We start from the raw sequence: 20,835 nt of genomic DNA, 5'->3' as shown, positions 1-20,835 counted from the left end.
CAGTCCCGCGCCCCTGGGCTGGCTGATCCGACCGGTGTCGAGAGGAGCGGTCGTGGACTTTGAATTCACCTCCGAGGACGATGCGTTCCGCACCGAGGCTCGTGCGTGGTTGGCCGCTCACGCCAACCGCACCCTGCAGCGGCGCAGTTGGGAGCGGACCCTCGGAGAGGCGGGCTGGATCGGGATCGGCTGGCCGGAGGGCGGGTACGGCAATCGCACCGCCACCCTCACCCAGCAGGTCGCCTGGGCCGAGGAGTACGCCCGCTCGGACGCGCCCCCGCGGTCCGGCCACATCGGGGAGAACCTGCTCGCCCCCACCCTCATCGCCCACGGCAGCGAGGAGCACAAGAGACGCTTCCTGCCGCCGATCGCGGCCGGGGAGGAGCTGTGGTGCCAGGGCTACAGCGAACCGGGGGCCGGTTCCGACCTGGCGGGTATACGCACGTCGGCGGTGCGTGAGGGGTCGTCGTACCGGATCACCGGCCAGAAGATCTGGACCTCCCTCGCCCACGAGGCCGACTGGTGCTTCGTCCTGGCCCGGACCGACCCGGACTCCCGCCGCCACCACGGCCTCAGCTTCCTGCTCGTCCCCATGGACCAGCCGGGCCGTATCGAGGTCCGGCCCATCCGCCAGATGACCGGCACGAGCGACTTCAACGAGGTCTTCTTCGACGGGGCACGCGCGCGCGTGGAACACGTCGTCGGGGGAGCGGGGCAGGGCTGGCGGGTGGCGATGAGCCTGCTCGGCTTCGAGCGCGGCGTGTCGACACTCGCCCAGCAGATCGGATTCGCCGAGGAACTGGCACAGGTCGTACGGACGGCCCGGCGCACCGGCGCCGCCGACGACCCGGTCGTACGCGCCCGGCTCGTGCGCCAGTGGGCCGAACTGCGCACCATGCGCTGGAACGCCCTGCGCACCCTCGGCGGCTCCGGCGACGCGGGCGCGCCCAGCGTGGCCAAGCTGCTGTGGGCGAACTGGCACCAGCGGCTGGGGGAACTGGCCGTCCAGGTCCGGGGCGGGGCGGCCGCCGTGGGGCCCGTGGACTGGTCGCCGTCGGCGCCGTACGAGATCGACCCCGACCAGCACCTGTTCCTCTTCTCCCGGGCCGACACCGTCTACGGCGGCTCGGACCAGGTCCAGCGCACGATCATCGCCGAGCGGGTGCTCGGTCTGCCGAGAGAGCCGAAGGGGGTCGTGTGATGCGTGGCGTGGTGTTCGACGGCAAGCAGGTCCAGGTGGTGGACGACCTGACGGTACGGGAGCCGGGGCCCGGCGAGGTGCTGGTGGCGATCGCGGCGGCCGGGCTGTGCCACAGCGACCTCTCGGTGGTGGACGGCACCATCCCCTTCCCGGTCCCCGTGGTGCTGGGCCACGAGGGCGCGGGCGTGGTCGAGGCCGTGGGTGCGGGCGTGACCCATGTGGCCCCCGGTGACCACGTGGCCCTGTCCACGCTCGCCAACTGCGGCACGTGCGCGGAGTGCGACCGGGGCCGCCCGACCATGTGCCGCCAGGCGATCGGCCGCCCGCAGCAGCCCTTCACGCGGGGCGGGCGGACGGTGTACCAGTTCGCCTGCAACTCGGCCTTCGCGGAACGTACGGTCGTCAAGGCCGTGCAGGCGGTGCGGATCCCGAAGGACATCCCGCTGCCGGCGGCGGCCCTGATCGGCTGCGGGGTGCTCACCGGGGTCGGCGCGGTCCTCAACCGGGCGCGGGTGGACCGCGGGGACAGCGTGGTCGTCATCGGCACCGGCGGTATCGGGCTGAACGTCCTGCAGGGTGCGCGCCTCGCCGGGGCCCTCAGGATCGTGGCCGTGGACGCCAATCCGGCGAAGGAGGCGGCGGCCCGGCAGTTCGGCGCGACCGACTTCCTGACCTCGGCGGACGGCGTCCGGGACATCCTGCCGACCGGCGCCGACCACGTCTTCGAGTGCGTCGGCCGGGTGGAACTGATCCGTCAGGCGATCAACCTCCTCGACCGCCACGGCCAGGCCGTCCTGCTCGGCGTGCCCCGGGCGGGTGCGGAGGCGTCCTTCCTCGTCTCCTCCATGTTCCTGGACAAGGCGATCCTCGGCTGCCGCTACGGCTCCTCCCGTCCCCAGCGGGACATCCCCCTGTACGCCGAGCTGTACCGCCAAGGCCGCCTGCTCCTGGACGAGTTGGTGACGGCGACCTACCCGGTGGAGGACTTCGAGAAGGCGAGGGCCGATGCGGAGGCGGGGCGGGTGGCGCGGGGGGTGCTCGCGTTCTGAGACGGCCGTGGGTGTCCACAGCCGCGGAGTTGTCCACAGGCAGGGGAAATTGCGGCGGTGATTGTCGGCGCCGGCCCCTACCGTCATCGCATGACCTACCGCGACGTCGCCTCCAAACAGGTGCTGACCTGGACCTGCGTGGCTATCGGTGCCCGGATGCCGGTGGCGATGGCCCCGCTGGCCCTGGTCTTCCTGGTCCGCGAACGCCCGGGCGGTTACCCGCTGGGCGCCGCCCTCGCCGCGGCCTATGTCATCGGTGAGATCCTCGGCGCCCCCGTGCTCGGCATGCGCATGAACCCCCGCCGGGCCCGCCCGCACCTGGCCGCCGGCCTTGCCCTTGGTGCCGTCGGCTTCGCGGGCCTCGGCGCGTTTCCCGGCGGCCCCCCGGTGCTCCTCGCCGCGTTCGCGTTCCTCGCCGGTGCCGCACCCGCGGCGGCCTCCGGAGGGCTGCGCGCCCTGCTCACCTCACTGGTCCCCGGGCACGCCGCCGCGCAGGCCCTGTCGGTCGAGTCGATGCTGACCTCGGGCATCTGGGCGGTGTCCCCGGCCGCGGTGACCGGCCTCGCGCTCGGTGTCGCCCCGGGCTTGCCGCTGCTGCTCGCGGCGGCCCTGATGGCCTCCTCGGTCGCGGGCCTGTGGCTGCTGCCCGAGGGGTGGCAGGCGCAGGAGCGGACCGGGGGCACGTCCGGACTCCGTGTGCTGGCGGGCGCCTGGCCGGTGTACGTCACCGGTGCGGCCGGCCTGTCCCTGCTCGCCCTCGCCGAACTGGTGCTGCCGGCGCTCCTGGAACAGCGCGGTATCGGCGTCGGCTGGTCGGGACCGCTGCTGCTCGGCATGTCGGCGACCGCGGGTGTGGGCGCGTTCCTGTACGGGCTGCGCACCTGGCCGGGCCGACTGGCCACGCGCAGTGTGCTGTTGCTGTGCGGGATGGCGGCGGCCCTGACCGCGGTCGCGCTGATACCGGCCGGGCCCGGCATCGCGGCCGGTCTTGCGGTGGCGGGACTGCTCCAGTCCGGGGCGATGCTCACCCGCAACCTGTCCCTGCGCGAGGCCCTCCCGCCCGAAGCGCTGGCCGCCGCGTACTCGGTCATGTACGCAGCAGTCGGCGCCGGTTACGCAGCCACGGGCTCCCTGGCGGGCGCCCTGCTCACCTGGACAGCTCCCTCGACGGCGATCCTGGCGGGCGTGGGGCTGACCCTGACGCTGACGGGGGTGGGCTGGTGGGGGGAGATACGCAAGGCGGGCCCGGTGGCGCGCAGGGGGGAGGGTGAGGTGGGGTCCGCGAGCGACCGGGACCGGGTGCCGACGGTGCCGAAGTCGTGATCCGAGCGGGAAGCCGGTCCCTTGCGGATCCGCGACTTCGGCACCCCGGTGGCGTGCCCAGGGCTCAGCGGGGAGCCAGCCGCCACAGGGACGTGACCTCGGCGGCCCGGGCCGCGTGCAGCGGGTCGGCGGAGTCGGCCGCTCGTGGGTGTCGGGGGCGGGTCCCGGTGCGGCTCAGCACCCGTAGGCCCGCCGTGTCGATCGCCGTGAGGAGCTCGGTGCGGGTGCGCAGGCCCAGGTGTTCGGCCAGGTCGGAGAGGACCAGCCAGGCCTCGCCGACGGGTTCGAGGTGATCGGTGAGGCCCGAGAGGAAGGCGTGCAGCATCGTGCCCCCGGGGTCGTACACGCCCTGTTCGAGGGTCGAGGTGGGGCGGGCCGGGAGCCAGGGCGGGTTGCAGACGACGAGGTGGGCGCGGCCGGGCGGGAAGAGGTCCGGGCCGGTGACGGTGATCCGGTCGGCCAGGCCCAGGCGGTGCAGGTTGTCCCGGGCGCAGGCGCGGGCCCGGGCGCTGAGGTCGGTCGCGGTGAGCCGTTCGATGCCGCGCCGGGCCAGGACCGCGGCCAGGACGCCGGTTCCGGTGCCGAGGTCGAAGGCGGTGGCTCCAGCGGGCAGGGAGGCCTGCGCTACGAGGTCCACGTACTCGCCGCGCACGGGCGCGAAGACGCCGTAGTGCGGGTGGATGCGGGCGCCGCCCAGGGCCGGGACCTCGACTCCCCTCTCCCGCCACTGGCGGGCACCGAGCACGCCCAGCAGTTCCCGGAGGGGTACGACGGTGGGCCCGGCCGGCGGGCCGTAGGCGTCGGTGCAGGCGGTGCGGACGTCGGGGGCGCGGCGCAGGGTCAGGGTGTGGTTCTGCTCCAGGAGGAGCAGGAGCCTGCCGAGCACCCGGGCTCGGTGGGCGCGGAAGCGGCGCTGGAGGCGGAAGGTCTCGGCCGGGGTCGGCCCCGGGCCCGGTGCCTTGCGGTCGATGCGGCGCTCCAGCGCGCGCAGCAGTTGGCGGGCGCCATGGAAGTCGCCCCGCCACAGCAGTCCGGTGCCCTCGCAGGCCAGTCGGTGTGCGGTGACGGCGCTCGTACGGTCGTCGGCGACGACGACCCGCCGGGGAGCGGGCAGTGCGCTCTCAGAGTGCCAGCGGGCGGAAAGGGAAGTGGTCTCCTCGGTCCAGTGGACCGTGGACGTGGCGGACACGACATGCTCCTCGTGATGATGATCCGACGTGGGCGGGCACGAGGACCACGTCGCCGAGAACCATGCCGAGTGTCACGGACATCCCTTGCCTTTCAGGTGAGTTCAGGTGCGTTCAGGATACGGCGGCCAGTGCGGGGGCCGTCGGGCTCCGCCTGATCACCAGTGCCATCAACGCCGCCGCCGCGCACAGGGTGCCGGAGGCGTACCAGACCATGTCGTAGGAGCCGAAGACGTCACGGGCGATGCCGCCGAGGAAGGCGACCAGGGCCGCGCCGACCTGGTGGGAGGCGAGCACCCAGCCGAAGACGATGGCGCTGTCCTCGCCGTACTGCTCCCGGCACAGGGCCAGGGTGGGCGGGACGGTGGCCACCCAGTCGAGGCCGTAGAAGACGATGAAGAAGACCATCGGGGGGTGGACCGCCGGGCCCAGCAGCATGGGCAGGAACAGGAGCGAGATGCCGCGCAGGGCGTAGTAGACGGCGAGCAGACGGCGCGGTTCGAAGCGGTCGGTGAGCCAGCCGGAGGCTATCGTGCCGACGACGTCGAACACGCCGACCACCGCCAGCAGCGAGGCCGCCGCCCGGACGGGCATGCCGTGGTCGTGGGCGGCGGGCACGAAGTGGGTCTGGATCAGGCCGTTGGTGGAGGCCCCGCAGATCGCGAAGGTGCCGGCGAGCAGCCAGAAGGGGCCGGTGCGCACGGCGGAGGCGAGGACCGTGAGGGTGCGGCGGGCGGCTCCGGTGACAGGAGCGGGCTTGGGCACGAACTCCCTGGCACCGTACGGCGCAAGGCCCACGTCGGCGGGGTGGTCGCGCAGCAGGAGCCAGACGAACGGGACGACGGCGAGGGCGGCCAGGGCGACCGTCACGGCGGCCGGGCGCCAGCGGTGGGCCTCGACCAGCCAGGACAGCAGCGGCAGGAAGATCAGCTGGCCGGAGGCGGAGGCGGCGGTGAGGATGCCGCTGACCAGGCCGCGCCGCTCGGTGAACCACCGGTTGGTGACCGTCGCGGCGAACGCCAGCGCCATGGACCCCGAGCCGAGGCCCACCAGCAGGCCCCAGCACAGCAGCAGCTGCCAGGCCGCCGTCATCCACACGGTCAGGCCGGAACCGAGCGCGATCACGCTCAGCGCGACGGCGACCACGCGGCGGATGCCGAAGCGGTCCATCAGCGCGGCGGCGAAGGGGGCGGTGAGGCCGTAGAGCGCGAGGTTGATGGAGACGGCCGCGCTGATCGTGCCGCGCGACCAGCCGAACTCCTGGTGCAGGGGGTCGATGAGCAGGCCGGGCAGGGAGCGGAAGGCGGCCGCGCCGATGATCGTGACGAAGGTGACGGCGGCGACGAACCAGGCGCGGTGCACGCGGCGGCGCCGGGCGGGCGGGGCCTGGGCAGGAGCTGCGGCTTCGGTTGTCTGAGTCACGTCATAGAGCCTCGTTGTCCCGGCCTCGCGCATCGAGTGGCCCGAAGGACAGTATTCGCTAGGATCGGGCCATGACTGAGGATCGGGCCATGACGGTCGGCCAGGGTTTCCGTCCGCACCGGATCGTCGTCCTCGCACTGGACGGCCTGCTCCCCTTCGAGCTGGGCATCCCGCACCGGATCTTCGGGCGCCCGAAGGATGCCCGGGGCCGGCACCTGTACGAGGTGGTGACGTGCTCGGTCCGGCCGCCCGGCCCGGTCGAGACGGACGCCGACTTCGAGGTGCACGTCCTGCACGGCCCGGAGGCCCTGGAGACGGCCGACACGGTGATCGTCCCGGCGTCGTACGAACTCGGCCCGGTCTACGAGGAGGGCAGGCTGACGGACGAACTGGCCGCAGCGCTCGGCCGCATCCGGCCCGGCACCCGTCTGGCCTCCATCTGCACCGGCGGGTACGTCCTGGCCGCCGCCGGATTCCTCGACGGCCGGCCGGCGACCACGCACTGGGCGGACGCCGAGCGCTTCCAGCGGATGTTCCCGCGGGTGAAGGTCGACGCGGACGTGCTGTTCATCGACGACGGGGACGTGCTGACCTCGGCCGGAGTGGCCGCCGGGATCGACCTGTGCCTGCACGTCGTGCGCCGCGACCACGGCACCGCGGTCGCCAACGAGGTGGCCCGCCGCACGGTCGTCCCGCCCCATCGCGACGGCGGCCAGGCCCAGTACATCCACCGCCCCGTCCCGGACCCGCAGCTCTCCACCACGACCAGCGCCCGCGCCTGGGCCCTCGGCAGCCTGCACGAGCCGATCCAGCTGCGGGACATGGCCGAGCAGGAGGCCATGTCGGTGCGCACCTTCACCCGTCGCTTCCGCGAGGAGGTCGGCATCAGCCCGGGCCAGTGGCTCACCCAGCAGCGCGTCGAACGCGCCCGCCACCTCCTGGAGTCCACCGACCTCTCCGTCGACCGCGTGGCCCGCGACGCGGGCTTCGGCACGGCCCAGTCGATGCGCCAGCACCTCCAGCAGGCGCTCGGGGTGACACCGACGGCCTACCGGCGGACCTTCCGGACGGGGGTCATCGGGTCCGGTGAGCGGTGGGGCGAGGTGGGGAGCCGGGGGTGAGGGCGGTGCTCGCCCTCAGGGCGTGGCCCTGCCCGGCCGCCCGAACCGCCCCCGATGAAAGATCAACGGATCCCCCTCCTCGGCGGCCCCCAGTGCGTCCACCCGCCCCACGACGATGAGGTGGTCGCCCCCGGTGTGCACGGCGTGGATCGTGCAGTCGATCCAGGCCACGGCACCGGCCAGGCGCGGTGCCCCGGAGACGGGGGCCGCGTCGTAGGCCACCCCCGCGAACTTGTCCGCGCCGCTCACCGCGAAGGCCCGGCACAGTTCGCCCTGGTCGGCGCCGAGGACGTTGACGCAGAAGACGCCGGCGCGGGCGATGCGCGGCCAGGTCGTGGAGGTGCGGCCGGCCATGAAACAGATCAGGGGCGGGTCGAGGGAGAGGGAGGAGAAGGACTGGCAGGCGAAGCCGGCGGGGGAGCCCGAAGCGTCGCAGGGCGGTGCCGTGATCACGGTCACCCCCGTCGCGAAGTTTCCCAGCACGCGCCGGAACTCGGCCTGGTCCACCGGCGCCCGCTCGTCCTCCCGGACGCACCGCAGCTCCGGGCGCGGGAGCGCCTCCACGGGCTCCGGGCCCGGCACCGACCTGAGGTATCGGACGGCGGCTGCCGCCGCCCCTGCGTGTCCCATCACGCTTCCATTGAAACTGACGAAGTGTCAGATGAGAAGGGGTGCGGGCCCGACTTCCGGCGCACCTCTCAGCGCCCCCTGAACTCCGGGCTCCTCCGCTCCACGAACGCCCGCAGTCCTTCCCCGGCGTCCTGCGTCGTCATGTTGATCTCCTGGGCAGCCGCCTCCGCCGCGAAGGCCGTGGCGCGGTCGGTGTCGAGGGAGGTGTTCAGCAGGTGCTTGGTCAGGGCCAGGGTGCGCGTCGGTCCGGTGGCCAGGCGGGTCGCCCACTCCCGTGCCGTCTTCTCCAGGTCCCCGTCCGCAACGACTCGGTTGACCAGGCCCATCCGCTCCGCGTCCGCCGCCGGGACCGCGTCCCCGAAGAACATCAGCTCCTTGGTGCGGTGCGGGCCGATCAGCCGGGGGAGCAGGTACGCCCCGCCGCCGTCCGGTACGAGGCCGCGCCGTACGAACACCTCGATGAAACGGGCCGACTCGGCGGCCAGGACGAGGTCGCAGGCGAGCGCGAGGTGCGCGCCGAGGCCGGCCGCCGTGCCGTTCACGGCGGCGATCACCGGCTTCTCGCAGTCCAGCACGGCGCGGACGAGCCGCTGGGCGCCGAGGCGCAGGGTGCGGGACACGTCACCCGGGATGCGCTCCCCGCCCCCCGCCCCGCCCCGCAGATCAGCGCCCGCGCAGAAGCCGCGTCCGGTGCCGGTGAGGACGACAGCCCGTATGTCCGGGGACGCCGACGCCTCCTCCAGCAGTCCGATCAGGCGGTCCCGCAGCGCGGGTGTCAGGGCGTTGAGGGCCTCGGGGCGGTCCAGGGTGACGTACGAGACGTGGTCGCGGACCTCTTGCCGTACCGGCTCGCTCATCGGCACACCACCAGCGCGTCCAGTGCCACCGCGCCCTGGCCGCGGGGCAGCACCATCAGTGGGTTGATGTCCAACTCGGCCAGGTGGCCGCCCAGTTCGAGCGCAATGCGCTGGACGCGCAGGACCACCTCCACGAGGGCGTCGAGGTCGGCCGGGGGGCGGCCCCGGACGCCGTCCAGCAGGGCCCGGCCGCGCAGTTCGGCGAGCATGTCGCGGGCCTGCTCCTCGCCGAACGGCGGCACCCGTACGGCGGCGTCGTGCAGCACTTCCACCAGGACTCCGCCGAGCCCGACGGTCACCGTCGGCCCGAAGAGGTCGTCGTGCGTCATGCCGACGACCATCTCGACGCCCTGCTCGACCATCTGGCACACCAGCACGCCGTCCAGGCAGACGCCCTCGTAGCGGGCGATGTCGGTCAGCTCGCGGTAGGCGTCCCGGACCTGGCTGGCCGAGGTGAGACCGATCTTCACCAGACCCAGTTCCGTCTTGTGGGCGATCTGCGCGCCGGACGCCTTCATCACCACCGGATAGCCGACCTGCCCGGCCGCCCGTACGGCCGCCGCCGCGCTGGTGACCAGCTGCTCGCGCGGTACCCGGATGCCGTAGGCGCGCAGCAGTTGCTTGGCCGCGTGTTCGCTGAGCTGCTGACCGGGCCGCATCAGGGCCTCGGCCTTGCGGAAGGAGGGGGAAGGGGTGCGCGGGGCCTCGTCGAAGGGGGAGCGGTAGTCGCTCACGAAGCGGTGGTGGTCGAGCCAGGCGCCGACGGCCCTGAGGCAGTTGCCGACGGTGCGGAAGGTGGCCACGCGGGAGGAGCCGAGCAGGACTTCCCGGTACGCCGGCTCGGTGCCGACCGGCGACCCCCACACCACGCACACCAGCTTGCCCGTCGCCTCCGCCGCCTCGACCAGGTCGCGTACGAGCTTGTCGCTGAGCGGGGGGAAGGGGCCGGTGACCGGGCAGATCAGCACCCCGACCTCCGGGTCGGCGAGGATCGCGTCGATGATCTTCCGGCCGCGTTCGTCGCCGACCGGATGCCCGCCGTTGTCCACCGGGTTGGCCGCGCTCAGGTACTCCGGGATCCACTGGTGCAGCTCGGCCTGCCTGTCCGGCGACAGCGTCGGCAGTCGCAGCCCCAGTCCGGCGGCGAGGTCGGCGACATGGGCGCCCGTGCCGCCGGAGATGGAGTAGACGACGACGCCCTCGGCCCGCGGGGCCCGCGCCCGCGCCAACAGGGCAGCCGTGTCCTGGAGTTCGTCCAGGCCGTCGACGCGGACGACCCCGTACTGCCGCATGGCCGCGTCCACCACGTCGTCGGCGCCGGTGAGCTTGCCGGTGTGGGTGGCGGCCGTACGGGCTCCCGCCTCGGTGCGGCCCACCTTCACCGCGACCACCGGCACCTTGCGGCGGGCGGCGCGGTCGGCGGCCAGCAGGAAGGCGCGGCCGTCCTTCAGGCCCTCGACGTACGCGGCGATGGCGCCGACCTCGGGCTGCTCGGCGAAGTAGGAGATGAAGTCGGAGGTCTCCAGGTCGGCCTCGTTGCCGGTCGGCGCCCAGTGGGAGAGTCTGATGCCCAGTTCCTGGAGAGCGAAGAGGGGGCGACCCTGGTGTCCGGACTGGGTGATGAGGGCGATGGCGGGCCCTTCCAGGTCGTCCCGGAAGCGTTCGAAGGCGTTCAGGTTGGTGTTCGGCCCGAGCAGCCGCAGCCCCGACCGCCGTACGGCCTCGGCGAGCCGCTCCTGTGCCTCGGCCCCCTGCGCCCCGGTCTCCGCGAACCCGGAGGCGAAGGCCACGGCGAACTTCACCTTCGTCTCGGCGAGTTCCTCGATCACCGGCAGCGGGTCCGCCACCAGCAGCACGGCCAGGTCGACCTGTTCGGGCAGGTCGGCGACCGAGGCGCAGCAGGCGACGCCGAACACGGACGGCCGGGCCGGATGCACCGGGTGCACCCGCGCCCCCACCCGCTCGGCCCAGGTGAGCAGCTGTCGGGTGATCCCGGTGTTCGGCCGCCCCTCGGCGTCCGAGGCGCCGATCACGGCGACCGACTGGGGCCGGAAGAACCGCGCCAGATCCGGTACGTCCGCGTACAGCGGCCGCCCGCTGACATCGAGGCCGGCCCCGTCGTCCCCGCCGTCCAGGGGGTCGGCCCGGCCGTGGACGGCGGGTCCGGGCCGCTGCTCACCGCAGGCGATGATCCGGGCCCGGCGGGAGTCGGTGGTGAGGGTGCCGTGGGTTGATCCAAGCATCGTCCGCCCGCTCCTGTCATGACTGCCAAGTAACTGACGCACTGTCAGATTACTGAACTGACGCAATGTCAGGAACGGGTCGGGACGGCAAAGTTGTGTACGGCTAAGCCAGTCTCCTGGCCACCGCCTTGGCGATCTTCTCCGCGTCGATCGCCAGCTCCCGGAAAATCCCGCTGCCATCCGACGCTGGGCCGCAGCCACCGCTCTGCTGAGCGTCGCCGCCCCGGTCGTGGAAGCCTGACCCGTCATCCGAGAGTTCCGTGACGTCGGCCTCGGTAGCACCCAACAGGGCCAGGACGCCGGTACGGACCTCTCCCACCACATGCAGCGTTGGAATGGCCGGGTGCTGGTAGACCCTGGTTCCCTGCCCGCAGGTGCTCAGATGCTCCATGAGCGCCTGCCAAGCTCCGCTGCGGAACCAGGTCCCCTGACGCTGCCGAAGGGCTTCCGGGTTGCCCCAGCTCTCCAACTGTGACCACTCCACGCCGTGGCGAAGCCTGTGCAGCATCCCATTCAGGGCCACTCGCAGATCCAGCTTCGTCATCGAAAAGTGCCTCGGGCCGTGGAACTGGGCGATGACCTCACACGCCCTCCCCCACTGAGCTTCGGTCACGTCCGGCGGCACGAGAGTGCCGCTCTCGTGGTGCCAGGCGATGACCTTGCACGGAGCCCCGGACCGCTTGACGAAACGGTGTGTGTCGGGGAGGACAACGATCCGGAACATATCGAAGATCCCGGCCTTCTCGGACTCGCTCAGGTTCGCCAGCCGCCTCTTGGAGGAGCGGGCAAGGGCAACGATTGCGTTGGCTCGCTGCTGCGCCTTGTCGTAACCAGCCAACCAGTCCCGCACTTCCTTCAGCTGCTTCTCCCAGCCGTCCACTTCTTCCTGAAGCTTCTTCGCCGCTGCCACGGCCACGGCTGGCTCCATCCCGGCCTTGATGTACTCCGGCACAGCGTCCTCGATCAGCTTCTTCTGCTTTTCGATACTCGCCGTAAGGCTATTCTCCCGCTCGGCATATTTGTCCCGGTCACCCGGAAGGGTGTTGACCCACCGGCTTGCCAGGGCTTTCAAGCGATCCTCGTCACGGACCAGTTCCGCCACCTTGTTCCAAACGTCCTTTTCGGCTTCAGCAGCGTCCAGATTCGTGCAGTCGCACCCCGGCTTCTTCACTGCCTTGCCGTCCTCCATGACGACTTCGGGCCGCTGGCCCTGGCAGTAGTAACTGCGGTGTTCCGTGCGGCCACCGCCAACGTAGGTCTTTCCGCAGCCGCTGAGGATATGGCCGCTGAGTGAGTAGGTGCGGGCGGCGCTCTGTGGCTTCTCCAGGGACCGCTTCTTGAGCGCGGCCTTCAGCTCCACGTTTCGGTGGGCCGTGAGGATCTGCGGTACAGCAATACGTACGGGTTCGCCATGGACGGGCGTGCCGTCCTCGTAGAGCTTGGTGGCCTTCTTGCGGCAACCGCGGTTGGTCTTGCGGTACGTGGTGTAACCGTCGAAGGTCTCGGAGTGCACCCGCTGATAGAGATTCGTGCATGTCCAGGGCTTGCCGCTGCGCGTGTACATCTCCAGTCGATTAAGCTCGTCAGCAGCCTCCTCGAAACTCTTCTTGTCGTCGATGAGGAGGGAGACGGCCTTGTGGATGACGCGAGCCTCGTCCTCGTTGACAACGAGGAACGAGCCCTTCTGTCCCTTGCCCTCGATCCTGTACCTGTACGGCGCGGGCCCGGCCGGCCAACCTCCGTATTCGATCTTCTTGTTCCGCCCGTCCAGGGTGCGCTGACGGATGCGGTTCCACTCCATCTCAGAAAAGAACACGTACTGCTGGAACATCGTCCAGCCCAGCTCCGTGCTGGTGTCGATCCGTTCCTGGATGGCGATGAAATGGATGCCGATATCCTGCATGCGCCAGGCCCAGTTGAAGGCGGCTCGGGCGGTGCGCCCAACGCGGTCCACCTTGGGGACGACGATGCGGTTGGCCTCGCCTTCCCACGCTCGCGCCTCCAGACGAAGCATGCCCGGCCGGTGATCCAGGGAGCCGCCGACCCCTTCGTCCGAGAAGACCTCCAGGAGCGTGTGTTGCAGGCTCTCGGCCTCCCAGGCGTGAAGCTCGTCGTCCTGGACTTCGAGTCCGTACCCCTTCAACTGTTCTTCGCTGGAACAGCGTTTGTAGCCGAGTGCGATGATCTCGCTCCCGACCGTAGCGGTGTTGGGGCGTCGCATAAGCTTGGACATGTCAGTCCCTCCGTGGCTGGCCAGGCCCCGGGGTATGTGGCGTACCGCCGGGGTCACCCATGTGGCGCAGATCTTAGGGCGTCGCGCTGTCAGTGGGCGGACCAAAGATGTACGGCGCCGGTGCCGTTCTGCACCGGCGCATCACGGAACTGTCCGACCCGGAACCCTCCACCGCGGCCTGCGCAGGTACCGCGCCTGGCCCACGGCCGGATGACGTGAGGCCGTCACCCCGGCAGCCGAGACAGCCCTATGCCAGCGTTTTGGGCGATGACCCTCGCGATTTTGCGTGCGTCGATGGCTAGTTCGCGGAACATGCCGCTGAGCGGGTTGGTGTAACCCTGGAAGTAGAGGCCTGGCGCGTGGGCCGGGGTGCGGGCGCCGTGGACGACTGGCTTGCCGTGCGCGTCGAGCACGCCGAGGTGGCCTACGAGGTCTTCCAGGGCGCGGACGTAGCCGGTGGCCGCGATGGTGGCATCCGGTCCGACGCGGCTGCCGTCGGCGAGGAGGACCTTGTCGTCCTCGAAGCCCTCGATGGCGGCCACGATTTCGACCCGGCCCCTACGGACGGCGTCGATGATGCCGACGTCCTGCACCGGGATCGACCCTTCGTTGACCCGGCTGTAGAGGCCGGTGTCGGGGCGGGGCAGGCCGTGGCCGGAGAGATCCGGAACGCTCAGCCTGGCCATCAGCTTCGCCAGCCGGTCGACGAGGCCGACCGGCAGCCGTCGTACCAGCACACCTGTGTACTGGGCAGCCCAGCCGCAGGCCGTGCGACGCGCGATGTGCGGGGCGGTGCGCACGGCCAGCCGCACTCGGGAGGCGCCGCCCTCCACCAGGTCGACGGCGATCTCGGCGCCGGTGTTGCCGACGCCGACGACGAGGACGTCGCGGCCGGCGTACGGCTTCGCGTTGCGGTACTCAGAGGCGTGCAGGAACTCGCTGGTGTACGTTTCGCGGCCCGGCCAGTCGGGGACGTGCGGCGTGTGATTGTAGCCGGTGGCGACGACGACCGCGCTGCCGGTCAGTTCGCGGCCTCCAGTGGCGTGCAGTACCCAGCCGGTGCCGTCGGGGGAGCGATCGATCCGGAACACCTCGACCCCGGTGACGATCTCCAGCTCGTGGTGCTCGGTGTACTTCTCCAGGTAGCGCACCACGTTGTCGCGGGACACCCAGCGCCCGAACCTCCGCGGTATCGCGAGCCCCGGCAGGGCGGACAGCCGGCGGGTGGTGTGCAGGTGGAGCCGGTCGTAGTGGCGCCGCCAGGAGGCGCCCACCTGGTCGGCCTTCTCCAGGACCACGGCCCGTATGCCCCGCGCGCGCAGCGCGTATGCGGCGGCGAGCCCGCCGGGACCGGCGCCTATGACGTAGACGGGGCGGTCGGCGGGGGTCGGGGAGAGGTGCACGGAGGGGGGACGGTGGTCAGCCATGAGCGCGAGCGTAATCACGCACCCGGTTGATGGGTCTCGGTCAAGACCGGAATTGGTTGCGGATTGATCACGCCTGTAGGAGGAGTGAGTGGGATCGGTGACGTAGGCGTCCTGGTTGTGATGGCACGGCGCGCTACTTCCCGCCGCCCCTGCGGCAACCCGCAGACCTCGGCAGGGGACGCACAGGCGGGCTTCGCTGTGGGTTTTACGGCGCATCTGACGTATCGTCAGATGTCATGGACGCGATCTGGCTCGACGGTGCGGAGTGGCTCGCGGTGCTGCGCATAGGCCTCGGCCTGTGGTGGCTGGAGAGCTGGCGGCACAAGGACAAGAAGGCCTGGTTCCAGCGCGGGGCGGGCATCGCCTGGGCGGCGGACGTGGCGGCGAAACACCGCTGGGCCCCGGTGCGGGCGGGCTTCGAGACGGTGGTGAAACCGCGGCCGAAACTGATGGCGTACATCGTGGCCTACGCCGAACTCGCCCTGGGACTCGGCCTGGTCCTCGGCTTCCTGACCCCGGTGGCCCTGCTGGGCGGCCTGGTCCTGAACGCCCTCTACTTCGTCCTGATGATCCACGACTGGGCGGAACAGGGGCAGAACTCGATGATGGCGCTGATCTCGCTGGCCGGCTTCTTCGGGATGGCGTGGCAGACGTGGTCGGTGGACGCGGCGGTGGGGTGGTTCTGATGAGCGCCCGCTTCGACGTGCCCGAGGTGGACGCGTTCACGAGGACGTACTGGGACGCGGCGGCCGAAGGAACACTCCTGATCCGCCGCTGCGGGGCCTGCGGCCGGGCCCACCACTACCCCCGCGAGTTCTGCCCGCACTGCTGGAGCGAGGAGGTGAGCTGGGAGGAGGCGAGCGGCCGGGCGACCCTCTACACCTGGTCCACGGTCCACCGCAACGACCTCCCGCCCTTCGCCGACCGCACCCCGTACGTGGCCGCGGTGGTGGACCTGGCCGAGGGGCCGCGGATGATGACGGAGCTGGTGGAGTGCGGGGCGGGGGACCTGGCGGCCGGGATGCCCCTGCGGGTGGCCTTCCGGGAGGGAAAACCGGTGTTCAGGCCGGGCGGCTGACCGGAATCATGACGGCATGCATCCAGACGCCTGGCATCTGACCCACGACCTGGACGAGTTCCTCGCCCGCGCCGGGGACTTCCTCGGCTCCCGGCCGGACCTGCACACCGTGCAGCTGACGGTGACGCAGGCACTGCGCAAGCGCGGGCTGCACCTGTACAGCGACCAGGCGCCGCTCTTCGGGACGCTGGAGGACGAGAGTGGCACGGTCCGGGCGACGCTCCTGCACACCCCGCCCTTCCCGGTCCATCCCACCCCGCTCGGCCCGCAGGAGGCCGAAGGGCTGGCGGCCCGGCTGGCGGACCTCGGCCGCCCGGTCACCGGTGTCACCGCCGAACGGGACACGGCGGCCTCCTTCGCGGCGGCCTGGCAGCGGCGCACCGGCACCGCGGGCCGGATCCACAAGCGTCAACGACTGTACCGACTCGCGGAGTTGAGCGTCCCGCAGCCGGTACCCGAAGGCCGGGCACGGGTCGCCGGGCCGGCCGACCGGGACCTGCTGGTGCGCTGGTACGGCGCGTTCATGGCCGAGGTCGGGGAGCCCGTGAACCAGGACCCGGGCGGGTGGGCCGACGCCCGCATCGGCCACGGCGGCATCACCCTCTGGGAGACACCCGACGGCACCCCCGTCTCCATGGCCGGGGCGACCCCGGAGACGGCCGGCCAGGTACGGGTGGCCCCGGTGTACACCCCGGCACATCTGCGCGGCCACGGCTACGCGGGCGCGGCGACCGCAGAGGTCAGCCGAGCCGCCCTGGACTCCGGGACGGCCGAGGTCCTCCTCTTCACCGACCTCGCCAATCCCACGAGCAACGGGCTCTACCAGCGGATCGGCTACCGGGGCGTGGCGGACTTCGCGGTGTGGGAGTTCGGGGACTGAGCGGCGGAGGTCACGGCCACAGCAGCTGGCGGTGCCAGCCGAACGCGTTGCGCCGGTACTCCAGTCGTACGTGCCGCCGCTCGGCGTCACCCTGGAAGAACTCCACCACCTCCGGCCGCAGCCGGTACAGCGTCCACGTGGGCGAGGGCTCGGCCGGGTTCTCCCGGGCCCTCGCCCAGGCCGCCTCCGAGGCCTGCCTCAACTCCTCCAGCGAGGACAGCTCCTCGCTCTGCCGTCCGGTGAGCGCCGCCGCCAGCGCCCCTGTCGAGCGGGCGTGCAGGTCCGCCTGGCTCTCCTCGGAAGGCGCGGAGGTCACCGGCCCCCGCACCCGCACCTGGCGCCCCAGTGCCGGCCAGTAGAAGGCCAGGGCCGCGTACGGGTGGGCGTTCAGCGCCCGGCCCTTGCGGCTCGTGGCGTGCGTCGCGAACGACCAGCCCTCCGCGTCGGCACCGTGCAGCATCACGATCCGCACGTCCGGCCTGCCCTCGTCGTCCGTCGTCGCGAGCGACATCGTGTGCGGCTCCGGCTGCCCCGCCTCCACCGCCTCCGCGAACCAGCTCGTGAACAGCAGCAGGGGCGTCGGCGGGGCGGTGTCCGGGTCGAAGGGACGCAGCTCGGTCACCTCGGGCGCCCAGACCCGCAGCGAACGCAGCATGTCGTGGAGATCCATGTGTGCCATGGGGCGAGTATCGCCCCGGCGGCTGCAAGGTGATCCGGAAGCGGAGTCCTAGTCGCGCAGGTACTCCCACATGACCCAGCCCCACCTGCCCTTGTTGGCCCCGGACAGCACCTTGCCGTAGGTCCAGTTCGTCCCGCCCTTGGCGGCGAGGCAGCGGCCGCTGAACTTCGTGCCCTTGGCCAGGAGGCCCAGGGAGGCGGAGCCGGTCCCCGGGTTCTTACGGAGATTCACGCTTGCCGTGGTCGTCTCCTTCAGGGGTATGGGGAAGGTGTCGTCCTTGGCGCAGGCAGCGGGCAGGGCGGAAGCGGCGGGAGCGATGGCCACCAGACCGCCGAAGAGCACAGCAGCGGACACCGTTGCTGCCGCAAGTCGCCCGAAGGCATGCATGGCTTACCTCTTTCGGATTTCAGAGACGTGTTCGATCAAGAGGAAGCCTAAAGGGGCATGATCCGCCTCCGGCGGACGTCTCGCTCGACCGAGAAGTTCCTCCAGATCCCTTACACAAGCGGGACACAATCGAGGCGTTCGTTTCCGCGAAGCCCGCGAAGCCCGCGAAGCCCGGGGAGCCCGGGGAGCGGGGTAAGTTCCGGAGGACCGGCCGGTCAGCGGCCGAGGATCACGGTCCCCGACGAGCAGAACCACCCCCCGGTCCCCGAGGCGACCCCGAGGCGTGGCAGGTCTCCGTCGCGCCGCCGTACCTGCCGGTCCCCGGCCTCTCCGCGCAGCTGTCGCACCGCCTCGACCAGCAGGAACAGCCCCCGCATGCCGGGATGTTGGGCAGACAGCCCGCCGCCGTCCGTGTTCACCGGCAGGTCACCGCCCCGCACCAGCAGCCGGCCCTTCTCCACGAACGCGCCGCCCTCGCCCTTCCCGCAGAAGCCCAGGTCCTCCAGGGTCACCAGGGTCATGTAGGTGAAGGCGTCGTAGATCTCCGCGAAGTCGACCTCGGCCGGGCGCACCCCGGACCGTTCGAAGGCGAGCCGGCCGCTGACCGCCGCCGGGGAGACCGTGAAGTCCTCCCACTCGGACATCGCCGCGTGGGAGACGTGCTCGCCGGTGCCGAGGATCCAGACGGGGGCCGTACGGCAGTCCCGTACGTACTCCTCCGCCGCCAGCAGGACCGCCGCGCCGCCGTCCGAGCGCAGACAGCAGTGCAGCTTGGTGAAGGGGTCGGCGATCATGGGGCCGGACAGGACGTCGTCCACCGTGATCGGCTCGCGGAACATCGCCTCGGGGTTGAGGGCCGCGTTGGCCCTGGCCTGCACGGCCACCTCCGCCAACTGCTCGATCGTCGTGCCGTGTTCGATCATGTGGCGGCGGGCGGCCATCGCGTACTTGGCGATCAGGGTGTGGCCGTAGGGGACCTCGAACTGGAGCGGCCCGCGCGCGCCGAAGGACAGGTTCCCCGTCCTGCGGCCCGCCCTGATGTCCGCGCGCGCCGTCGAGCCGTAGACCAGCAGGACGGCGTTCGCGTGGCCCGCCGCTATCGCGTCCGCCGCGTGCGCCGCCATGACCTCCCAGGTCGAGCCGCCCACGGAGGTGGAGTCCACCCAGGTGGGGCGCAGGCCCAGGTACTCGGCCACCTCCACCGGGGCCAGCGTGCCGAGGCCCGCCGAGGCGAAGCCGTCCACCAGGGCACGGTCCAGACCCGCGTCCGCGAGGGCGCGGCGGGCCGCCTGGGCGTGCAGGGCGTACGGGGTCACGTCGTCCACGCGGCCGCAGTTGGAGAGGGCCACGCCGACCACGGCGACTTTCCGGCTCCCGGGATTCATGAGAGGCCTCCTGCCCCTGTGCATATCGTTCCGGCCCTCCTAATATGACGGACCGTCAGATCGGGAGGGAAGAGCCATGGACACGCGCCTCACCGCCGAGCAGGACGAGATCCGCCGCACCCTGCGCGAGCTGCTGCACAAACGCTGTGGCGCCGAGGAGCTGCGGGCCGCCGTCGACAGCCCGGCCGGGTACGACCCCGCCCTGTGGTCCGCCCTCGCCGACCAGCTCGGCCTGCCGGGACTGGCGCTCCCCGAGTCCTACGGCGGCGTCGGCTGCTCGGTCACCGAACTCGCCCTCGCCTGCGAGGAGACGGGGCGCGCCCTCGCCCCCTCCCCGCTGACGGCCACCTCCGTCCTCGCGGCCCCGCTGATCCTCGCCCTCGGTACCGAGGCCCAGCGTGCCGAGCTGCTGCCCCGCCTCGCCGCCGGAACCCGCACCGCCACCCTTGCCGTCCCCGGCCCCGCCCTCGCCGCCGCCCTCGCCCTGACCGGCGGCAACAGCGGGTTCTCCGCCGGCGGCGGCCGGGCGGGCGGCGTGCAGGCCCGGCACACCGCGGCGGGATGGCGGCTGTACGGGCAGGTCGACCAGGTGCTGGACGGGCACAGCGCAGGGCTGCTGGTCGTCGCCGCGCACACCGGCGGCTTCGCCCGGTCCCGGACGCTGCTGTTCCTGGTCGCGGGGGACGCCGAGGGGGTCGTACGGGCCCGGCAGACCGCGCTGGACGCCACCCGGCCGCAGGGGAGAGTCCAACTGCGGGACGTGGCAGCCGAGTTGCTCGGAACCCCCGACGCGGACGTGCTTCCCGCCCTCGCCGCACTCGGGGACACCGCCGCCGCCGTGCTCGCCGCCGAGGCGGTCGGGGCTGCCGGCCGGGCACTGGAGAAGACCGTCGAGTACGTGAAGCAGCGGGAGCAGTTCGGGCGGGCCATCGGGTCCTTCCAGGCGGTGAAGCACCGGCTCGCCGATGTGTATGTGCAGGTGCAGGCGGCGCGGTCCGCCGCCTGCTACGCCGCCTGGGCCACCGCTCACGGGGAGCTTGTGGGCGGGCTCGCCCTCGCCCAGGCGCTGGAGGCGCTGCGGGTCGCGGCCGCCGAAGGGATCCAGCTCCACGGGGGCATCGGGTTTACCTGGGAGCACGAAGCCCACCTGTATTTCAAGCGGGCCTCGGGCGACGAGCTGCTGTTCGGGCCCGTGCACCGGCTGCGGGCGCATGCCGCCGACGCGGCTCGGCTCTTCGAGGGGAACGAGGTGACCGTGTGATCGGCGTCAGGTGGGTGCAGAGGCTGTCGTCGACGCGGGGCTTCGCGAAGGCGGCGCCCCATGTGATCCCCGCGCTGGACCGGGCCGTCCATCGGCTCACCCGCGGGAAAGTGCTGCTCAGCGCACAGATGCTGCCCGGCGTGATCCTCACGTCCACGGGGGCGCGGAGCGGGCTGGCCCGCCGCACCCCGCTCGCCTGCATGCCCGAGGAGGGCGGGCGCGGCTGGATCCTCGTCGGCTCCAACTTCGGGCGCACCGACCACCCTGCCTGGACCCACAACCTGCTCGCCCACCCGGACGCCTCGATCAGCTGGAAGGGCCGGGACATCCCCGTCACGGCCCGGCTGCTGGAGGAGGAGGAACGGGCGGCGGCCTGGAAGGCACTGCTCGCCTTCTGGCCGCCGTACGCCACCTATCAGGCGCGGGTGACACGGGAGATCCGGCTCTTCCGGCTCACGCGCCGGTAGCCGTG

General features: G+C 71.9%; 19 protein-coding genes. 9 read left to right on the top strand and 10 right to left on the bottom strand.

Annotated elements, in window-relative coordinates:
• Nucleotides 1-52 precede the first annotated feature (52 nt).
• The 3 genes from AQI88_RS34650 to AQI88_RS34640 all read left to right on the top strand — a co-directional run bounded on the left by AQI88_RS34650 (nt 53) and on the right by AQI88_RS34640 (nt 3,573).
• Complete coding sequence (locus tag AQI88_RS34650) at nt 53-1,201, top strand: acyl-CoA dehydrogenase family protein (protein ID WP_067007193.1); 1,149 nt, start codon at nt 53-55, stop codon at nt 1,199-1,201.
• The gene (locus AQI88_RS34645; protein WP_067007190.1) at nt 1,201-2,250 is read left to right on the top strand and encodes a Zn-dependent alcohol dehydrogenase; all 1,050 of its coding nucleotides are present in this window, start codon (nt 1,201-1,203) and stop codon (nt 2,248-2,250) included. Before AQI88_RS34650 ends, AQI88_RS34645 begins: the two co-directional genes overlap by 1 nt.
• Before the next feature lie 90 nt (nt 2,251-2,340).
• Entirely contained in the window at nt 2,341-3,573 is a 1,233-nt protein-coding gene (locus AQI88_RS34640) for an MFS transporter (protein WP_067007187.1), read from the top strand.
• A 64-nt stretch (nt 3,574-3,637) separates the two neighbouring features.
• Here AQI88_RS34640 and AQI88_RS34635 read toward each other — a convergent pair whose 3' ends face one another.
• Both AQI88_RS34635 and AQI88_RS34630 read right to left on the bottom strand, forming a co-directional pair.
• Nucleotides 3,638-4,762: a methyltransferase gene (locus AQI88_RS34635; protein WP_067007184.1), complete on the bottom strand. Its 1,125-nt coding sequence runs from the start codon at nt 4,760-4,762 to the stop codon at nt 3,638-3,640.
• A 112-nt stretch (nt 4,763-4,874) separates the two neighbouring features.
• A complete protein-coding gene (locus AQI88_RS34630) occupies nt 4,875-6,182 on the bottom strand; it encodes an MFS transporter (RefSeq protein WP_079057989.1) in 1,308 nt (435 codons plus the stop codon).
• A gap of 71 nt (nt 6,183-6,253) precedes the next feature.
• Here AQI88_RS34630 and AQI88_RS34625 point away from each other — a divergent pair, with 71 nt between their 5' ends.
• A complete protein-coding gene (locus AQI88_RS34625) occupies nt 6,254-7,303 on the top strand; it encodes a GlxA family transcriptional regulator (protein ID WP_244184457.1) in 1,050 nt (349 codons plus the stop codon).
• Nucleotides 7,304-7,318: 15 nt separating this feature from the next.
• Here the strand turns inward: AQI88_RS34625 and AQI88_RS34620 are convergent, their stop codons facing one another.
• The 5 genes from AQI88_RS34620 to AQI88_RS34600 form a co-directional block, all read right to left on the bottom strand.
• The gene (locus AQI88_RS34620) at nt 7,319-7,933 is read right to left on the bottom strand and encodes a flavin reductase family protein (RefSeq protein WP_067007173.1); all 615 of its coding nucleotides are present in this window, start codon (nt 7,931-7,933) and stop codon (nt 7,319-7,321) included.
• A 68-nt stretch (nt 7,934-8,001) separates the two neighbouring features.
• Entirely contained in the window at nt 8,002-8,790 is a 789-nt protein-coding gene (locus AQI88_RS34615; protein WP_208615985.1) for an enoyl-CoA hydratase/isomerase family protein, read from the bottom strand.
• A complete protein-coding gene (locus AQI88_RS34610; protein WP_067007168.1) occupies nt 8,787-11,033 on the bottom strand; it encodes an acetate--CoA ligase family protein in 2,247 nt (748 codons plus the stop codon). The genes AQI88_RS34615 and AQI88_RS34610 overlap by 4 nt, the downstream gene beginning before the upstream one ends.
• A 103-nt stretch (nt 11,034-11,136) precedes the next feature.
• Complete coding sequence (locus AQI88_RS34605) at nt 11,137-13,266, bottom strand: recombinase family protein (protein ID WP_067007165.1); 2,130 nt, start codon at nt 13,264-13,266, stop codon at nt 11,137-11,139.
• 224 nt (nt 13,267-13,490) lie between these two features.
• Nucleotides 13,491-14,693, bottom strand: a complete 1,203-nt coding sequence (locus tag AQI88_RS34600; RefSeq protein ID WP_067007163.1) for a flavin-containing monooxygenase — start codon at nt 14,691-14,693, stop codon at nt 13,491-13,493.
• Nucleotides 14,694-14,929: 236 nt separating this feature from the next.
• Between AQI88_RS34600 and AQI88_RS34595 the strand changes: the two genes are divergently transcribed.
• The 3 genes from AQI88_RS34595 to AQI88_RS34585 are packed head-to-tail and all read left to right on the top strand — an operon-like array spanning nt 14,930 to nt 16,651.
• Nucleotides 14,930-15,379 carry a DoxX family membrane protein gene (locus tag AQI88_RS34595; protein ID WP_067007160.1) on the top strand — a complete coding sequence of 150 codons (450 nt, stop codon included), beginning with the start codon at nt 14,930-14,932 and terminating at the stop codon, nt 15,377-15,379.
• On the top strand, nt 15,379-15,771 hold the full coding sequence (locus AQI88_RS34590) for a Zn-ribbon domain-containing OB-fold protein (protein ID WP_067007157.1): 393 nt from the start codon (nt 15,379-15,381) through the stop codon (nt 15,769-15,771). Before AQI88_RS34595 ends, AQI88_RS34590 begins: the two co-directional genes overlap by 1 nt.
• Before the next feature lie 16 nt (nt 15,772-15,787).
• Nucleotides 15,788-16,651, top strand: coding sequence for a GNAT family N-acetyltransferase (locus AQI88_RS34585; RefSeq protein ID WP_067007155.1), 864 nt, complete (start codon nt 15,788-15,790; stop codon nt 16,649-16,651).
• A gap of 10 nt (nt 16,652-16,661) precedes the next feature.
• Here AQI88_RS34585 and AQI88_RS34580 read toward each other — a convergent pair whose 3' ends face one another.
• The 3 genes from AQI88_RS34580 to AQI88_RS34570 all read right to left on the bottom strand — a co-directional run bounded on the left by AQI88_RS34580 (nt 16,662) and on the right by AQI88_RS34570 (nt 19,102).
• Entirely contained in the window at nt 16,662-17,330 is a 669-nt protein-coding gene (locus AQI88_RS34580) for a pyridoxine/pyridoxamine 5'-phosphate oxidase (RefSeq protein WP_067007153.1), read from the bottom strand.
• 48 nt (nt 17,331-17,378) lie between these two features.
• The gene (locus AQI88_RS34575) at nt 17,379-17,717 is read right to left on the bottom strand and encodes an SH3 domain-containing protein (RefSeq protein WP_244184455.1); all 339 of its coding nucleotides are present in this window, start codon (nt 17,715-17,717) and stop codon (nt 17,379-17,381) included.
• Between the two features lie 215 nt (nt 17,718-17,932).
• The gene (locus tag AQI88_RS34570) at nt 17,933-19,102 is read right to left on the bottom strand and encodes a thiolase C-terminal domain-containing protein (protein ID WP_067007147.1); all 1,170 of its coding nucleotides are present in this window, start codon (nt 19,100-19,102) and stop codon (nt 17,933-17,935) included.
• A 76-nt stretch (nt 19,103-19,178) separates the two neighbouring features.
• Here AQI88_RS34570 and AQI88_RS34565 point away from each other — a divergent pair, with 76 nt between their 5' ends.
• On the top strand, nt 19,179-20,363 hold the full coding sequence (locus AQI88_RS34565) for an acyl-CoA dehydrogenase family protein (RefSeq protein ID WP_067007144.1): 1,185 nt from the start codon (nt 19,179-19,181) through the stop codon (nt 20,361-20,363).
• Nucleotides 20,360-20,830 carry a nitroreductase family deazaflavin-dependent oxidoreductase gene (locus AQI88_RS34560; RefSeq protein WP_067007141.1) on the top strand — a complete coding sequence of 157 codons (471 nt, stop codon included), beginning with the start codon at nt 20,360-20,362 and terminating at the stop codon, nt 20,828-20,830. Before AQI88_RS34565 ends, AQI88_RS34560 begins: the two co-directional genes overlap by 4 nt.
• Nucleotides 20,831-20,835: the final 5 nt, after the last annotated feature.

The sequence above is a fragment of the Streptomyces cellostaticus genome, assembly GCF_001513965.1.
In the GTDB taxonomy this organism is placed as follows: Bacteria; Actinomycetota; Actinomycetes; order Streptomycetales; family Streptomycetaceae; genus Streptomyces; species Streptomyces cellostaticus.
The sequence above is the reverse complement of the archived record's forward strand: the minus strand, read 5'-3'. Positions and strand labels throughout refer to the sequence as shown.

Coding starts and splice junctions, on each gene's coding strand:
- AQI88_RS34615 (WP_208615985.1), bottom strand. CDS start 8,790: ATGAGCGAGCCGGTACGGCAAGAGGTCCGCGACCACGTCTCGTACGTC.
- AQI88_RS34590 (WP_067007157.1), top strand. CDS start 15,379: ATGAGCGCCCGCTTCGACGTGCCCGAGGTGGACGCGTTCACGAGGACG.
- AQI88_RS34605 (WP_067007165.1), bottom strand. CDS start 13,266: ATGTCCAAGCTTATGCGACGCCCCAACACCGCTACGGTCGGGAGCGAG.
- AQI88_RS34595 (WP_067007160.1), top strand. CDS start 14,930: ATGGACGCGATCTGGCTCGACGGTGCGGAGTGGCTCGCGGTGCTGCGC.
- AQI88_RS34580 (WP_067007153.1), bottom strand. CDS start 17,330: ATGGCACACATGGATCTCCACGACATGCTGCGTTCGCTGCGGGTCTGG.
- AQI88_RS34610 (WP_067007168.1), bottom strand. CDS start 11,033: ATGCTTGGATCAACCCACGGCACCCTCACCACCGACTCCCGCCGGGCC.
- AQI88_RS34600 (WP_067007163.1), bottom strand. CDS start 14,693: ATGGCTGACCACCGTCCCCCCTCCGTGCACCTCTCCCCGACCCCCGCC.
- AQI88_RS34625 (WP_244184457.1), top strand. CDS start 6,254: ATGACTGAGGATCGGGCCATGACGGTCGGCCAGGGTTTCCGTCCGCAC.
- AQI88_RS34640 (WP_067007187.1), top strand. CDS start 2,341: ATGACCTACCGCGACGTCGCCTCCAAACAGGTGCTGACCTGGACCTGC.
- AQI88_RS34620 (WP_067007173.1), bottom strand. CDS start 7,933: ATGGGACACGCAGGGGCGGCGGCAGCCGCCGTCCGATACCTCAGGTCG.
- AQI88_RS34575 (WP_244184455.1), bottom strand. CDS start 17,717: ATGCATGCCTTCGGGCGACTTGCGGCAGCAACGGTGTCCGCTGCTGTG.
- AQI88_RS34570 (WP_067007147.1), bottom strand. CDS start 19,102: ATGAATCCCGGGAGCCGGAAAGTCGCCGTGGTCGGCGTGGCCCTCTCC.
- AQI88_RS34565 (WP_067007144.1), top strand. CDS start 19,179: ATGGACACGCGCCTCACCGCCGAGCAGGACGAGATCCGCCGCACCCTG.
- AQI88_RS34645 (WP_067007190.1), top strand. CDS start 1,201: ATGCGTGGCGTGGTGTTCGACGGCAAGCAGGTCCAGGTGGTGGACGAC.
- AQI88_RS34585 (WP_067007155.1), top strand. CDS start 15,788: ATGCATCCAGACGCCTGGCATCTGACCCACGACCTGGACGAGTTCCTC.